The sequence below is a fragment of the Quadrisphaera granulorum genome (genome assembly GCF_003149145.1).
Classification (GTDB): domain Bacteria; phylum Actinomycetota; class Actinomycetes; order Actinomycetales; family Quadrisphaeraceae; genus Quadrisphaera; species Quadrisphaera granulorum.
Map to the genome: position 1 here is coordinate 1 of NZ_QGDQ01000050.1, position 13,313 is coordinate 13,313.

Annotated in this window: 13 protein-coding genes and 1 pseudogene; 7 read left to right on the plus strand and 7 right to left on the minus strand. The window is 61.4% G+C overall.

Annotation, left to right across the window (positions count from 1 at the left end):
• The coding region (locus BXY45_RS24910) for a sugar phosphate nucleotidyltransferase (RefSeq protein ID WP_146211275.1) at nucleotides 1-75 on the minus strand (75 nt) is incomplete at its 3' end.
• A 218-nt stretch (nucleotides 76-293) separates the two neighbouring features.
• Here BXY45_RS24910 and BXY45_RS24915 point away from each other — a divergent pair.
• From BXY45_RS24915 to BXY45_RS23030, 6 genes are all read left to right on the plus strand, one after another.
• Nucleotides 294-1,145: a glycosyltransferase gene (locus BXY45_RS24915; RefSeq protein WP_109776703.1), complete on the plus strand. Its 852-nt coding sequence runs from the start codon at nucleotides 294-296 to the stop codon at nucleotides 1,143-1,145.
• Nucleotides 1,142-2,065: a glycosyltransferase family 2 protein gene (locus BXY45_RS22135; protein WP_109776704.1), complete on the plus strand. Its 924-nt coding sequence runs from the start codon at nucleotides 1,142-1,144 to the stop codon at nucleotides 2,063-2,065. Before BXY45_RS24915 ends, BXY45_RS22135 begins: the two co-directional genes overlap by 4 nt.
• A gap of 46 nt (nucleotides 2,066-2,111) precedes the next feature.
• Nucleotides 2,112-3,188, plus strand: a complete 1,077-nt coding sequence (locus tag BXY45_RS22140) for a glycosyltransferase (protein ID WP_109776705.1) — start codon at nucleotides 2,112-2,114, stop codon at nucleotides 3,186-3,188.
• Between the two features lie 77 nt (nucleotides 3,189-3,265).
• Nucleotides 3,266-4,435 carry a rhamnosyltransferase WsaF family glycosyltransferase gene (locus tag BXY45_RS23025; protein WP_342799602.1) on the plus strand — a complete coding sequence of 390 codons (1,170 nt, stop codon included), beginning with the start codon at nucleotides 3,266-3,268 and terminating at the stop codon, nucleotides 4,433-4,435.
• Nucleotides 4,436-4,505: 70 nt separating this feature from the next.
• Complete coding sequence (locus BXY45_RS24920) at nucleotides 4,506-5,717, plus strand: oligosaccharide flippase family protein (RefSeq protein WP_109776706.1); 1,212 nt, start codon at nucleotides 4,506-4,508, stop codon at nucleotides 5,715-5,717.
• Between the two features lie 44 nt (nucleotides 5,718-5,761).
• Entirely contained in the window at nucleotides 5,762-6,973 is a 1,212-nt protein-coding gene (locus BXY45_RS23030) for a hypothetical protein (RefSeq protein WP_146211335.1), read from the plus strand.
• A gap of 199 nt (nucleotides 6,974-7,172) precedes the next feature.
• On the opposite strand, the gene BXY45_RS22150 is transcribed toward BXY45_RS23030, so the two are convergent.
• From BXY45_RS22150 to BXY45_RS22160, 3 genes are all read right to left on the minus strand, one after another.
• Nucleotides 7,173-8,933: an IS4 family transposase gene (locus tag BXY45_RS22150; RefSeq protein WP_109776707.1), complete on the minus strand. Its 1,761-nt coding sequence runs from the start codon at nucleotides 8,931-8,933 to the stop codon at nucleotides 7,173-7,175.
• 841 nt (nucleotides 8,934-9,774) lie between these two features.
• Nucleotides 9,775-10,653 (minus strand): IS3 family transposase, encoded by an 879-nt coding sequence (locus BXY45_RS22155; protein ID WP_109776708.1) that lies wholly within the window; start codon nucleotides 10,651-10,653, stop codon nucleotides 9,775-9,777.
• A complete protein-coding gene (locus BXY45_RS22160; RefSeq protein WP_109776709.1) occupies nucleotides 10,650-10,946 on the minus strand; it encodes a transposase in 297 nt (98 codons plus the stop codon). Before BXY45_RS22160 ends, BXY45_RS22155 begins: the two co-directional genes overlap by 4 nt.
• Nucleotides 10,947-11,059: 113 nt before the next feature.
• On the opposite strand from BXY45_RS22160, the gene BXY45_RS22165 reads away from it, so the two are divergent.
• Complete coding sequence (locus BXY45_RS22165) at nucleotides 11,060-11,518, plus strand: hypothetical protein (RefSeq protein ID WP_109776710.1); 459 nt, start codon at nucleotides 11,060-11,062, stop codon at nucleotides 11,516-11,518.
• 196 nt (nucleotides 11,519-11,714) lie between these two features.
• Here BXY45_RS22165 and BXY45_RS22170 read toward each other — a convergent pair whose 3' ends face one another.
• The 3 genes and pseudogenes from BXY45_RS22170 to BXY45_RS22180 form a co-directional block, all read right to left on the minus strand.
• Nucleotides 11,715-12,302 (minus strand): hypothetical protein, encoded by a 588-nt coding sequence (locus BXY45_RS22170; RefSeq protein ID WP_109776711.1) that lies wholly within the window; start codon nucleotides 12,300-12,302, stop codon nucleotides 11,715-11,717.
• A 134-nt stretch (nucleotides 12,303-12,436) separates the two neighbouring features.
• Nucleotides 12,437-13,039 (minus strand): annotated as a pseudogene (istB, locus tag BXY45_RS22175) (IS21-like element helper ATPase IstB); the annotation flags it as partial.
• Nucleotides 13,040-13,109: 70 nt separating this feature from the next.
• Nucleotides 13,110-13,313, minus strand: a 204-nt coding sequence (locus BXY45_RS22180; RefSeq protein WP_146211336.1) for an integrase core domain-containing protein, incomplete at its 5' end; no start/stop codon positions are given.

Sequence of the window (13,313 nt, forward strand, 5' to 3'; positions counted from 1 at the left end):
CAGCTGCTTGGACGTACCCAGAGTCAGCGGGTGCAGACGCGTCCCCGAGCCCCCCGCCAGGATGATCCCCTTCACGAGGATCGACCGTAGCGGCCGACGACCCTTGCCTAACGCCGCTACCTTCACTCCAAGCCGCGGAGCGGAGTGGGCTGACGGCAGCCTAGGGTCACCGGCCCGACAGCTGCCCTGCGCCAAGGTGCCAGCAGCTCAATCCAACGGAACCCGAAGTTACGAGGGAGTGCCTCTTGAGCGCAGCAGGAACCCCTACAAGCCATCCCACGGTAGGCGCAGTCATGGTCACTCACAATGGCGAGCGATATCTTGAGGCGCAGTTGGAGTCCATAGTCCACCAGACATTCCCAGTTGACGGAGTCCATATATTTGACGACCAGTCGAGTGACAAGACCTGGGATATTTTATTGTCCTACCGATCTGCCTACCCCGAGATCTTCACAATCCACCGCCTTCCTGGCCTGACTCACGCAAAGACAATCCCTGCGCGCATCGGGGCAAATTTTTCTTACGCCCTAAATCAGACAAGGGAGCAGTATGACTATATATTTCTATCAGACCAGGATGATTGCTGGCTGCCAAATCGGGTAGAGAGTCAGTTGCAGATCTTTACACTGAATCCACGCATAGAGGTCATTGCGGCTGGTGCGACTCTCATAGGCGAAAAAGGCACACCCATCGGTCGCACGCTTCAGGAGCTTTTCCCCGCCCATCCCGAATGGCATGACCTGTCCCCAGCTGCGCGGCTCCGATACATACTGGCTAATCCTTTTGCCACTGGCGCCACTATGGCAGTAGCGGGTCGACACCTCAAGCGCACCCTTCCAATCCCCCCCGGCTGGCTCCACGATCGGTGGCTAAGTGTACATTCCGTGGTTTCTGGTCAGTTCCACTTCCAACCCGAACCAGTCATTGCCTATCGAATTCACGAGGGACAATCGGTGGGTGCGATGAATCTGCGGTCGGCATCGCGAACGGCCTGGGTAGCCGGACGGGTTCCAACCGCCCTTAGCACCGCGAAGCAAGTAATCGATCTTCGAGGACTGCAGGCCGAGTCAACTGACGTCGAAGTGCAAAAAGAACTTCAGGTAACCAAGATAATCAAGACCTACCTCACAAGAGCTACTAGATGACCGTCGAAACCCGGGCTGACACGGCGGTCCTTGTGGCCACCTATCGCAGGCCCGATAAACTCGCAAAGCTAATGGAATCCTTGGCTCAATGTCGGGCCTTCATCGATTTCGACATTATCGTCGCCGACAATGACCCGGGGTCCACTACGCCTTTGGCGGCAAGAACGAATTGGCCAACGGGCTTATCGATCAAAGTGGTCCTCGAGCCTAGACCTGGCATAGCCGCCGCGCGAAACCGACTTCTCGACGAGGCAAAGGAGTACCCACGCCTAGTTTTCGTGGATGACGATGAAACGGTTGATCCCGACTGGCTTCAACGGCTCATTGAAGCCCAAAAAGTCAGTGGCGCAGGGATGATTACGGGCCCGATATTCTACACCTACCCCGCCGAGACTCCGCCGTGGGCAATCCTTGGCAATTTCATGATGGCGGACATGCGTGATGAGTCTCGCATGGTAAGCGCAGCCTCAACGAACAACCTGCTAATCCAGAGCCAGGCTTTATATGATCCAATCACTCTTCGCTTCGACGAGAAGTTCGGTCTAACCGGTGGATCCGACATCATGCTCACTCGGCGCTTCACCCAGGCTGGCGGTCTTATCTTCTTCGAAAAAACTGCTCGAGTGCATGAAGAAATTCCACCAGAGAGAGCAAATGCCCGATGGTTTATCAAGCGAGCATTTCGGGCCGGCAATACCGATGCCCGCGTTCAACTTGCTTTGGACAATAGGATCGCCGCGCACGTTCGAGTCTTCGGCCTTGGCTTCCTCCGCCTTTGGGCTGGCGTCGCCCTGCTAGTCACCCACCCATATATCAACCAGAGCGCCACCGGCGCAAAGGCCCTGCGAATGATAATTCGTGGCACTGGCTATCTTTATGCAGCTGCAGGCCAAGCGTATTCAGAATATAACCGCAAATAGTCAGTCTTGCATGCTGCGCTAGTTATCCATCCGAGGAGGGAGTCAAATGAAGCATCTGCTCTACCTGGGGGTTCTTGATACATCCTACCCAAGAAATCAGCGCATCAGATGCTATTTTGAGGATCGGCTTCAATGGACAGTTCACAGCATAACCATCGATGATCGACCTGGGTACCTTCGAAAAAGTCTCAACCTTTTGAGATCGGGACTTGCTCACAAAGGCCCAGGCGTTGATCTCATACTGTTGGCCGAGTTCTCATTGAAGTACCTCCCGGTTGCCCTTACGCTGCGGATTCTCATGAATTCACGTTTAGCGATTGACTGGTTCGTCGGCCTCTACGAAACTCGCGTTCAAGATGTTGGCGGAGCAACGCCGGTCCAGGCAATTGCAACTAAGGCGCTAGACATACTGGCGGCCATTTTCGGCAACCCTCTACTAACGGACACCGATAGTCGGGCAGAGATGTTGAAACGAAAGTATTATGCGCGAACGACTCCAATAGTATTGCCCGTAGGCGCCTCATCAATCTACTCCCATGACGTCGGCGCGCCGACTAGTGGCCGATGGACCATTCTGTACTACGGAAACTACATTCCGCTCCATGGACTCGACTGGGTGCTGGATGCACTAGCACAGTTGCCGCTAGAACTTGACTGGCAGGTTCGATTTGTTGGAAACGGCCTTGAGCGGGCGCGCATTGAGAATCGAGTTCGAGGGGCCCGGTACTCAGAACGCTGCACGTTCCACGAGCCAGTCAGCGAAAATCAGTTAGTTCGATACATCAGCGAGAGTTCAATTGTTCTGGGCATCTTTGGCGATAGCCCGAAAGCTCGCTCAGTAATTGCAAACAAAGTCTGGCAGGGGCTGGCTGCGGGACGACCCGTCTTGACTCGCAGAACCAGTGCTCTGAGTGAAATCGAGCCATCAGCGGAAGGCTTTCTCATTCAGGTCAGCAGCCCCCAGGATTTGGCGCAGCGTCTAATCGGGCTAATCTCGAATCCGTCGTACTGGTCTACAGAACGGGTTAAGCTGGCTCGAACTATAGGGCCGCGCCTAGAGGATTACGTGAATGATAGGTACACAGCGCTGCGCCTCGCTCTCGATACGGCAGGAGAACCTTGATGGCATCAGCATCCGTTGCAGAAGTTAAGCATCAGTTTGGCAGGATTAGGGCTAAGACATCACATTATGTCACAACCATGAGTTGCAGTCCCGGTTCTCGGCACTATCCTTTCCGAGACCTTTCTGGCAGCTCGTTGAGTTTGGCGCGAATCAAGATCGATCCACGGGAATCCGCAAGGGTGAACCTACTCCTGCCTGAGTTGAAGGCGGATGCAATGTTCGCCGGTATCATGACGGCGATCAGAGCTGGCTACTATCTGGCCGGAGCATTAGGTGTCCCATTGAGGCTTATGACGCTTGGCGGTCCCTGGTTCAAGGATGACACCACAATGCTCAAGAACATGGTCTCCCAGAAAATGCGTCCGATCGAAGTTGAATTAGAGATTTGCACTTGGTCACAGACCCGCAAAGCGATGTGTTCGCCGATGGACTTTTGGATAGCCACTCACTGGACGACTGCACACGCGATCCAAATCTCATGCAACCTCGGCGTCATGGATGGCCAGCGGGTCTTATATTTGATCCAGGACTATGAGCCAGTTTTTCATCCGGCATCAACGGATTCAGAACTCGCTCGGGCTACCTACCATGCAGGATTCACGATGATGGTCAATTCCGTCGACCTCGCCGAGCACCTTTCAAAGAGCGAATCGCTGCCGCTAGATTCGCTTCAAGTATTTAGCCCCTCGGTTGGGCGACTGGGGACGCTGACATCGGAAATCAGAAGAGAACGGAAACATCGTGTTCTTTTCTATGGGCGCCCATCCAAGCCACGCAACATGTTTTCCGTTGGCATCAGTGCCCTCAGATACTGCGCCTATCTGTCTGACCAAGCGGGCTTGCAGGTAACGTACGCATCGATTGGCGAGGCTCACCAGAGAATCCGACTGAGTAAGTCCGCGTTCCTAGATTCCCTTGGCCAACTGGACTGGAATGATTACTTTGATCTTCTAGCTTCATCGGAGGTTCTACTGTCACTGCAAGCCAGCCCGCATCCGTCTCACCCTCCGCTGGACATGGTTAGCACCGGTGGGATTGCGATTACGAACGAGCTATCGGCGGTTCGGAGCGGCCGTCATCCTCGTCTAATCGCCAAGCAATCAGATCCCATTGAGCTTGGCACAGCAATCTATGAGATCGTTAGCGGGTCATCAATTACAAACCTTGGCGATGAATTCTCTCTCTCGCTCCTCGGGGAGAGAAACTTGGAAGACGTGATCACAAAGATCTGCGCCGATTTTGGCTAGCCGCGTCCAGTTTTCAACGAAACGCTCTTCTTGGAGCCGGGCTGCCACTTACCGGAAGCACCTGGCCGACATGGCCTTGTACGTTGTAGTCCCCAGCGCAGGGTTACTGGCTCCCTTGATGATTCTTCCTGTCGCCTCTTCCCGCTTTGGCGCGGCAGGCTGGGCAAGCGTTGCCGTCGGCCAATCCCTTGGCATCGCGGCTTGTGCCTTGGCAGAGTTGGGCTGGGGCGTGCTAGGACCGCAGCGGGTTGCGCGCGCCGGGCCGAAGTATCGCAGTCTCCTGTATCGCCGAGCTCTAGCAAGTAAGCTACTGGCTGCTGCGGCTTGCTGCACCGTCGTGTCGGTGACTGCGCCGCTGCTGGTTGCTAACAATCCCCTGAGTGCATCGCTTGCGGCAGTTGGTTCCACTCTAGCGGCCCTCAGCAGCGCATGGTTCTTCATTGGCATGAATCGACCGCTTTGGATTGTATGGGCGGATTCAATCCCAAAATTTGGGTTCTCGGCTTGCATTGCGGGCCTGCTGTGGCTGGGGCTTCCACTCTGGAGCTGGGGGTTCTTAACCATTGTTCAGGTCCTTGTCTCCGTGGTCATCGCACTCAAGCTTGTGGGCTGGGACAACGCGCCCCGCGTCGGCAACTGGAGAGAAGCCCCAGCCCTTCTTCGGGCCCAGGGAGTTCTAATCGTGGGTCGGGGTACTAGCTCTCTATACACTGCGCTGCCGGTAAGTATCGTGAGCGCCATCTCCCCGCAATCCACCGCCATCTACGCAGCTCTCGATCGACTAACGCGAATGCTCTTGAGTCTCCTTGCCGTCGCTCCCACTCGCATGCAGCAGTGGGTGGGCCATCCGCGAGAGTTGGCCATTCGGCTGAAGCGATCTCGGCAAGCTTTCTGGCTGAACGCTGGCCTGGGGGCAATGGCCGGAGTGATACTGGCCCTCCTTAGTCGTTGGGCCCTGTCGCACATCTTCTCAGGTGTTGTGGAGGTCACCGATCTCCAGTGTTGGCTGGCCGGGGCTGTCGTCTCTACGATCTGCGCATCTCGAGGAGCGGGCTTAGGTCTAATTGCTCGGGGATTGGAGAATCGGACAACGCATGCAATACTCCCATCAGCTCTGATTGGCGTGGTGGGAGTATCGGTAGGATCCCTTTACGGAGGGGTATCAGGCGCAATGCTAGGCGTACTCTCGGCTGAATTGCTAGGACTCGCTATTCAACTGTACTTCTTAAGCGGTGTGCGCATCTTCCGCCGATTCAGCGGCCGAACTGGAGTCCAGTCATGACTGCACTTTTGGTCGCAAGCACGGCAGTTTGTCTACTATTTGTGGTGGGAACAGCCCGCGTTGGCTTCAGCGGTATGGCGGCTGTTTGTGGTGCGGTGTCCTTGCTTAGTTTATTTGGATCTCCGGTGCTGCCTGAGTCACTTCGTTTCATTTGCGTGTACGGGGCACTGGCCGTGCTTCTTTTCGGGCTGTGCCTGTCGCGAGAGAGGAGCTCTCGCGACACCAGGAAGTGGTTGATTTCCTTGGTCTTGTTGGTTTTCCTCCTTTTGCTTTCGACAGCTTTCCAGAATCCGGCTGCGGTCATCTATTACATTTGCCTCTTCGGCGTATACGTTTTGGGGGCACTCCATGGAGCGCGCATGAAATTTCAAGAACTTCAGGGGCTTAAGATGTTTGCGCTCTGCGCCGGTTTCGTGCAGACGCTCCTAGCCGGCTATGAGGCCTTAGGTAATCCACCGCTTATAGGGGGATATGGGCGCTATGCTGATGGCACCAGCGTACTGTTGGAGAACCCTCTTCTTCCTTTTGACTCGTTTCGGGTAACAGGTTCACTGGGCCACCCCATCCCCTTTTCCTTGGCCGTGCTTCTCTGTCTCGCAGTTCTGCACACCAGCAACGCACCTGTACGCAGACCCTCACTCAAATTTTTTCTTACGGTTTGGTTCGCTACGTTCCTAGTGCTCTCCGGGACGAGAAGTGCAGTACTTTGTCTTCTCGTCTTGGGTCTCTTGAAGGGGATTACGCGCGTAGGCGCGTGGCCTACGCGTATAGTTTATATTCTGGCATCAACTGCCGGGATCTCCATCCTGGCCAATATCCTGGGCAGGGCGTCTTCAAACATCGAACGCACCGGTTCATACACAAACCGCTCTGCGGCGTTGCAAGCGGTTCCTGGGCTGTTGGATCGGCCATTCCTGCAGACTCTCATCGGCAACGGTCTCGGGTCTGAGGATTACTTGCGATCGATTGGCCTCTTGCAACGCAACGGTTTTAATGTAGTTGATAACCAGTGGGTTACGACTCTTGCGAGTGGCGGTATCGCTTGCCTGCTCATTCTGGCACTCATTCTGGCATTGAAGACCCTGAGTAGCCAGGGAGTGGTCGCGACTGTCGTGCTTGCCTTCCTGTACATGGGCTTTGTTTTTGATTTTTTGAGGTGGCCGAGCGTGAGTCTCTATTTGTTCGTATTTGTTTCTCTCTCCGTGCAGGCGAACCACCCCCCAGGGCAGGGGCCAATGCCGCGTAGCTTAGTTTGATCATGCTGCGGTGGGTGCCCCGAAGACGTGGACCTGCGGTGGGCTGTCGTGGCGGATGCTGGCAGGCGCGCTCGGCTTCTTGGTCGGGTAGGCAGCGTGGGTGCTCTTGAGCGCCCTCGGGCAGCTGCGGTGGCGGCGAGGACCGTTGACCTTGCGGGTGATCTCCGCGTAGACCACTGGGCGCAGGCGTTGTGCCTGCTCAGGGGGGGAAAGACGCCGGACCGTCAGTGACGGTGCGGCGCGCGGTGCGAAGGGCCCGGCTGTAGCGGACCCGGTCTGGGTCCAGACCTTCGTGTTCCTCGTCTTCGTCCTGTCGCTCCTGCTGCCGGTGCCTGTCAGCCTGCTGCTGCTGCTGGTCAGGCTGGGGCGGCGCGGTCGAGGATGCGGTGGGCGCCTCGGCACGCACAGGCACCTCGCGCTCCTCGTCGTCGCGCTCGTGGTCGTCGTGGTCGTCGCGCTCGTGGTCGTCGTGGTCGTCGCGCTCGTGGTCGTCGTGGTCGTCGTGGGGGTGGGTCCGGATCACGCGACCATGCGATGCGGGTGGGGCCGGCGGTGCTCCGTCATACACAGCGACCGCTTCGGCGGCCTGGGCGGCGGTCGCAGCCAGCACGTAGTGCACGATCATCAACGCCCAGATCTCCTGCAGCACCAGCTGAGGGGACCGTGAACGCAGCACCTCCCGTTTGTCCCGCAGACAGGTCTTGACCTTCGCGAAGCCCGTCTCGGCCTCCCACCGCTCGTGGTAGGTCTGCGCCAGCAGGGCCGCGGGGAAGGAAACCGGGTCCAGCAGCGTGGTGACCACCGTGATGATCTCCCGCTCGTCGGCATCGACGGTGACCGAGCCTGGGGTCCCCGGACCCCGGTTGGTGATCTCGTAGTCGACGACCCGCACCAGGCGAGCCTGCGCAGGGTCCAGCGCAGCCCCCGCAGTGCCCTGACCACCCGCAGCGCCCTGCGCGCTGAGACCTTCGACAGCGGCCTTGGCCGCGGCCTTGGCGGCGGTCTTGACGGCATCGCGCCGTGTGCCCCGCACCTCCGGATTGATGATCACCGAGGTGTAGGACCCATCAGCATGCTCGACCAGCACCGGCAGACGCTGATCGGTACGCGCCCGCCACACCACCTCCGCACCCGCCGCGGCCACCTGACCCAACGCTGTCCAGGAGGGGAAGTTGCGGTCGGCGAGCAGGACCTGTCCCGGCTGAAGGCGCGGGTACAGCTGCGCGGCAAGACTCGCCTCGCCGGTGGTGATCGCACCGGTCGCGGCGTGCAACGGGACGTGGGTGCCGACCTCGGTGATGACCACCACCCGAGCCTTGGGAAACGGTGAACCCGAGGACCCGTCGGCGCGCGTGACGGTCCCGGAGCGTCCGAAGAACCCGGCGTTGGTGGGGCTGTCCCACACGTCCAGGTCGAACCCGTCGATGACCACCATCAACAGGCGGCGCTGGTCGGCGCCGCCCTGGCTGGCCAACCACGAACCGGCCGCCAGCGGCGCCGCGACAGGGACCGCGATCTGGGTGAAGACATCGGCCATGACCTGCCAGGGCAGTTTGGTGCGGCCCTGGCTGATCGCTGAGGCGGTCACCGGCGCCCACCACGGGTCGCGGTCGGTCCAGGTCCGCCACGCCCCCGTCAACCGTTCGGCGACCTCCTCGTAGTCGTCGGTGGGGAACAGCCACATCAGCAGCTGCAGGTAGACCAGCACCCACGGCGGTAGGCGGCCTCCGGCACGGCGGGCACCGGCGTGGTGATTCTCGATCGCGGTGTCCACGACGTCACGGTCCACGACCCCGGCCAGCGCCCCGATCGCCAGCGGCCCGTCCGGGCCGGCATACCGGGCCCGGTCCTGATCACCCGGCCCCGTCGGGGCGGGCAATCCGGCGCCCGGCACCGCCGGGGCAGACCACAGGGCCGGTGAGTCAGGGGTGGGGCCAGCTGGGGAAGTGGGGGAAGCCACCCCTCGATCACAGCACCGTCCGCGCCAGCGGAGCAGGCAGCCCCCACAACACCAAGATCAAACTAAGCTACGTGGCATTGAGTCGGCCTGGGGCGCGGTCCCAGCTCACGCTGGTCCGTTTCCCCAGGCCGCTCGCCGAACCCGGAGTGCAACTCTCATCGCACCGGGCTCTCCACGTCACCATGGCGTCAAGTTGCTTGCCCCGTTGCAGGGAGTCAATTTCTAGCCGCCGTTGACAGCCGGCGCACTGGACGCACGCGGCGACGGGAAACCGGTGGTGGTTCCCGTGTTCACTGTGAATCTCTCGGTGGATGAGGAGCCCCACTATGTCCCAGCAGCATCACCACGACTACCCCGCAGCACTTCACCGTGGTCTCCTGGCCGTCAGACTCAGAACAGCCTGTGAGTTCTCCCCGTCTTCGCGAATTCCTTTACTGCCATGACGGGGATGCATGCTGCATCCGACCCGCATCCGCCAGGTTCCGGGTCGGTTACATGTTGAGGGACGTAATCGCGCAGGTTCCTCGCGTATTCCTTTCCACCTCGCTCGCCGGGCGCGCACCATCTGGCAGTGCTGGCCCACCCCGGCTTTGTCAGGGCTGCTCCCACCCGAACCGTCATCTCCCGGCTCCGGCTGCCCTCAGCCTCGATCCACCGCGTCGGTGCGGGCCTGGGGCTGATCACGTAGCGGCGGGTGTCGATCTACCTGGGACGATGGGACTTGCGACAGAACCCGTCACGACCAGAAGAAGGACACCCGCCAGGTGCGATTCTCCCACCCTGCCTACACCGTCGATGTCACTGAGGTGAATTATCAATTTCGGACCGCTGATAATCGTAGTTACGCGGCGGTGAGCAGTAGTTCCCTCTCCATCTCGTTGGGTGTGCGGTATCCCAACGAGGAGTGGATGCGTGTCTGATTGTAGCGCAATTCGACCCAGCGTGTCACGTCTTTTCGGGCATGTTCGACGCTGGGGTAGGCGGTGCGGTCGCACCGTTCGACTTTGAGGGTTCCATTGAAGGATTCGGCGGCGGCATTGTCGTAGCAGATGCCGGTGCGTCCGACGCTGCGTCGAATGTTCAGGGTGTCGCAGTACTTCTCGAACTGGGCTGACATGTACTGGGTGCCGCGGTCGGAGTGGAAGATGGCGTCGGGTTTGACGGCTCCGTTGCGGCGGGCCATGGCGAGGGCTTCGATGACCAGGTCGGTGCGCATGTGGTCGGCGATGGCGTATCCGACGCACTTCTTGGTCGCGAGGTCGATGACGGTGGCCATGAAGGCGAACCCGTCCCAGGTGGGGATATACGTGATGTCTCCGACGAGTTTGGTGCCGACTTCGGTGGCGGTGAAGTCGCGGTTGATGAGGTCGGGGTAGTTCCCGGCGCCGGGGACGGTGGTCTTCGGGCCGCGGCGCCGGCGGGTGGTCCACACGCTGACCAGGCCCTGCTCGGCCATGATGGTGCGCACGGTCTGGGGGTCGGCGGGCCAGCCCTTGCGCGCGGCTTCGGCGCAGACGCGGCGGTAGCCGTAGGTGGCGTCGCTGGCGTGGAACACCTTGATGATCATCCGGGTGAGTCCTTCGCGCCAGCGGGCGGTGAAGCTCTTGGGGCGGGTCTTGAAGTCGTGGTAGCCCGATCGTGAAACGCCCAACCAGGTGCACCTGTCGCGGATGGAGTAGTTACCTTCTTCGGAAAGAATAAATGAGTACTTGGTTTTCACCGGTACTCCTTCGCGAAGAAGGCTGCCGCATTTCCCAGGAACTCCTTTTCGGCTTTGAGCTTCTGGACTTCTCTGCGGAGGCGCGCCAGTTCAGCCACTTCCGTTTCGGTGATTTGCCCGTCGCCGTTTTCGGAATTTTCTTGCCGTGCGCGGCGAGCGTCGTTGACCCAGATTCCGAGTGTTTGTCCGGGGACGTTGTTTTCGCGGGAGACTTCGGCGATGGTGCGTGAGGTGTCGATGACTTCGCGGACGAGTTGTTCTCGGAATTCTGGGGTGTACTTCCGACCTGACATGTTTTCCTTCCCGTTTCCCCAATTCTACTTGGGGTCCCTGGTCCGGAATCAATCCCTCACCTCACACCTTCGATGAGACCAACCTGATCCCCGCCGCAGGCCTGGCGCCCCTGATGACCCTGGCCGAGCGCGCCGACCTGACCGCACTGCTGAACGAGCACCTCAGCGTCGCCGCTGGCAAGGGCCCCGGCGCCAACGCCGCCGCCAAAGTCACCTCGATCGTGGCGGGTATGGCCGCCGGCGCCGACTGCATCGATGACCTGGACCTTCTGCGCCACGGCGCCACCGAAGATGCCTTCACCGGCATCCGCGCGCCCTCCACCCTGGGCACCCACCTACGGGCGTACACCTTCGGCCACATCCGCCAACTCGACGCCGTGAACAGCCGCTTCCTGCTGCGGCTGCACCGCGCCAGTGGACTGCTGAGGCCGCTGGCCTCGTGTGCGGCGGTGACCTACATCGACATCGACGACACGATGCGCCAGATGCACGGCTACGCCCAGCAGGGGGTGGCCTACGGGTACAACTGTCAACGGCGCTCGCAAATTGACCCCCTGCCCGGCCAAAGTTGACCCCCCAGATGCGGTGTGTAGCGGTTCGTGACAGCTCAGGCAGCGCTTCGGGCGGCGGCCGGTGAGCTCGTGGCGGGCGGCGTCGGACGAGGTTGACCCCACCCGACGGCGGCGGTTGACCCCTCGACGGCGGCGTTGACCCCCCGGGTGGCCGCGGCCGGCGCGGGCCCGGGTGGCTCCGCGCCGCCGCAGTGGCTCAGAAGTGCGGGAACGGGGCCGGGTCCCACCTGCCGGCCGGCGGCGGGCTCGTCAGCAGATCCGGCGTCGGGTCTGGTATCGGCTCTGACCTTGGGTCCGGTGTCGGCTCGGGCGCGAACGGGCGCCCGCGCTCGACAGGGCGGCTGTGCTCGATCTGGTGCCCGTGCCCGTGCTCGATGCGGCTGGCGGGGTCGGCGCGGCGGTCGGGGTCGTAGCGTTCAGCGGCCACGTCCGCGGGCATCCCGAGTACGGCGGCGACCTGCGCCCAGCTGGCCTCTTCTTGGCGGGCTTCGTCCACCAGCTCCGGCAGGTACCGCTGGTACTGCTGGACCAGGGCGGTGATCAGCGCGATCGACGTCAGCGGGTCACCCAGCCACGCCTGTCGCACGCTGGCCAGCTGCGCCAGCGCGGCGTCGGCGATGCCGTCGGTGTGCTCGTCCACGAGGACCTCGTGGACGGCGGCGTACTCCCACGATTCCCGGCGACGCTCCTCGTGCTCGGCGGCGTGCTGGCCCTCGTGCTCGGCGGCGTGCTGGCCCTCGTGCTGGGGCTCGTGCTGCGGGGCGGGGCTGGTCGCGGTGCTCATCGCTGTCCCTCCAGCCCGGCGGCGCTGGCCTGACTCGTCTGGCCCGTGCCACCGGGCGCACCGGCGGGGACGACAGCCGTTGCGGGGACGGCGACGGGGGCGGGGGTGGGGGTGGCGCGCATCGCCGCGGCCGGGTCGGCGCTGATGGCGGCGCGTCGGGCGCGGGTGCGGTAGGACTCCCCAGACAGGGCGATCACCTCAGCGTGGTGCACCAACCTGTCGATCATCGCCGCGGCCACCACCTCATCCCCGAAGATCTCCCCCCACCGCTTGAACGGCATGTTGCTGGTGACCAGCACACTTCCGGTCTCGTAGCGGGCGGCGATCAGCTGGAAGAACAAGTTCGCCGCGTGCGGACCGATCGGGATGTACCCCACCTCATCGATGATCAGCAGCTTGTACCGCGCCAGCTTGCGTAGCTCGGCGTCCAGGGCGCCGTTGCCGCCGCGGTAAGCATCCGACAGCCGCCGGATCCACCCGGCCGCGGAGTCGAACAGCACCTTGTGCCCTGCGTGCACGGCCGCCACGCCCAGGCCGATGCCCAGGTGGGTCTTGCCGGTGCCGGGTGGGCCGAGCACCACCACGTTCTCCGCGCGGGACACCCACGCCGCGGTCGCCAGGTGTCCCAGGACGTCGCGGCGCAGGGAGGGTTGGTGGTCGCAGTTGAACTCCGCCAACGTCTTCACGGCCGGGAAGTGGGCTCCTGCGGTGCGCTGGGTGATGCTGTTGGCTTCCTGAAACGCCCTGGGTTTGGTAGAGGCTGGGTTCTCCCGGCGGCGGGTGCCTCGGGGGTTCATCCAGCAGGGTTCACACGGCAGCGTTCACGGCCGGTGTTCCCAGGTCAGCGTGGTCGCCTTCCAGCTGCAGGTCCAGCTCGTGCTGGATGTCGTTGCTGGCCTGCGCCCACGCCTTCTCATACTCCATCGGCGTGGCGTACCCGATCGATGAGTGCAACCGGGACCGGTTGAACCACTCGGCCCAGTCCGCGGTCGCCGCTTCCACCTGCGCGAG

Bases quoted from the DNA above. Each gene is read 5' to 3' on its own strand.
- BXY45_RS24915 (WP_109776703.1), top strand. From the start codon at position 294: ATGGTCACTCACAATGGCGAGCGATATCTTGAGGCGCAGTTGGAGTCC.
- BXY45_RS22135 (WP_109776704.1), top strand. From the start codon at position 1,142: ATGACCGTCGAAACCCGGGCTGACACGGCGGTCCTTGTGGCCACCTAT.
- BXY45_RS22140 (WP_109776705.1), top strand. From the start codon at position 2,112: ATGAAGCATCTGCTCTACCTGGGGGTTCTTGATACATCCTACCCAAGA.
- BXY45_RS23025 (WP_342799602.1), top strand. From the start codon at position 3,266: ATGAGTTGCAGTCCCGGTTCTCGGCACTATCCTTTCCGAGACCTTTCT.
- BXY45_RS24920 (WP_109776706.1), top strand. From the start codon at position 4,506: ATGGCCTTGTACGTTGTAGTCCCCAGCGCAGGGTTACTGGCTCCCTTG.
- BXY45_RS22160 (WP_109776709.1), bottom strand. From the start codon at position 10,946: ATGTCAGGTCGGAAGTACACCCCAGAATTCCGAGAACAACTCGTCCGC.
- BXY45_RS22165 (WP_109776710.1), top strand. From the start codon at position 11,060: ATGACCCTGGCCGAGCGCGCCGACCTGACCGCACTGCTGAACGAGCAC.
- BXY45_RS22170 (WP_109776711.1), bottom strand. From the start codon at position 12,302: ATGAGCACCGCGACCAGCCCCGCCCCGCAGCACGAGCCCCAGCACGAG.